Origin of the sequence: Rhodobacter capsulatus (genome assembly GCF_005144475.1) — a bacterium.
GTDB lineage: Bacteria > Pseudomonadota > Alphaproteobacteria > Rhodobacterales > Rhodobacteraceae > Rhodobacter > Rhodobacter capsulatus_C.
In genome coordinates, this window is record NZ_SWJZ01000036.1 from 1 (window position 1) to 943 (window position 943).

General features: G+C 62.4%; 1 protein-coding gene. It reads right to left on the reverse strand.

The window, feature by feature from the left end:
• Nucleotides 1-943: AMP-binding protein (locus FBT96_RS09825; protein ID WP_169583367.1), on the reverse strand; the 943-nt coding region annotated here is incomplete at both ends.

Genomic DNA, 943 nt, shown 5'->3' on the forward strand with positions numbered 1-943 from the left:
GGTGTAGAACTGATTGACCTTGTGCTTTTCGCACACTGCCCAGAACCGGCCCGCATCGGGGAAGGTCGGCACGCCCTCGAACATCAGCGTCGTCGCGCCATTCGCCAAGGGCCCGTAGATGATGTAGCTGTGCCCCGTCACCCAGCCCACATCGGCGGTGCACCAGAACACGTCGCCGTCCTTGTAATCGAAGGTGTACTGATGCGTCATCGCCGCATAGACGAGGTAACCGCCCGTCGTATGCACCACGCCTTTGGGTTTGCCGGTCGAGCCCGAGGTGTAAAGGATGAAGAGCGGATCTTCCGCATTCATCGGCCGCGGCGGGCATTCCGGGCTGACGTGTTCCATCAGGTAAAGCAGATCAACGTCGCGGCCATGCACCCAGCTGATCTGATCGCCGGTGTGCTTGACGACAAGGCAGCGCACCTTGTCCGAGCAGTGCAAGAGCGCCGCATCGGTGTTCGCTTTCAGCGGCGTGCGCCGCCCGCCGCGCGGCGCGGTATCGGCGGTGATCACCAGCTTGGCGCCGCAATCATTGATCCGGTTCGCCAGCGCATCGGGCGAAAAGCCCGCGAAAACAATGGAATGGATGGCGCCGATCCGGGCGCAGGCCAGCATCGCGTAAGCGGCCTCGGGGATCATCGGCAGATAGATCACCACCCGGTCGCCGCGCATGATGCCCTGGGACAGCAGCACATTCGCCATCCGGTTCACCTTCTCGGAGAGCTCCTTGTAGGTGATGTGGCGGGCCGGTTCGGTCGGATCGTCGGGCTCGAAGATGATCGCCGTCTGCAGCGCGCGGTCGCGCAGATGCCGGTCGATGCAATTGACCGAGGCGTTCAGCACGCCGTCTTCATACCATTTGATCGAGACCTTGCCGAAGGTGAAATCGGTGTTCTTCACCTTGGTATAGGGCGTGATCCAGTCGAGCCGCTTGCCCTCG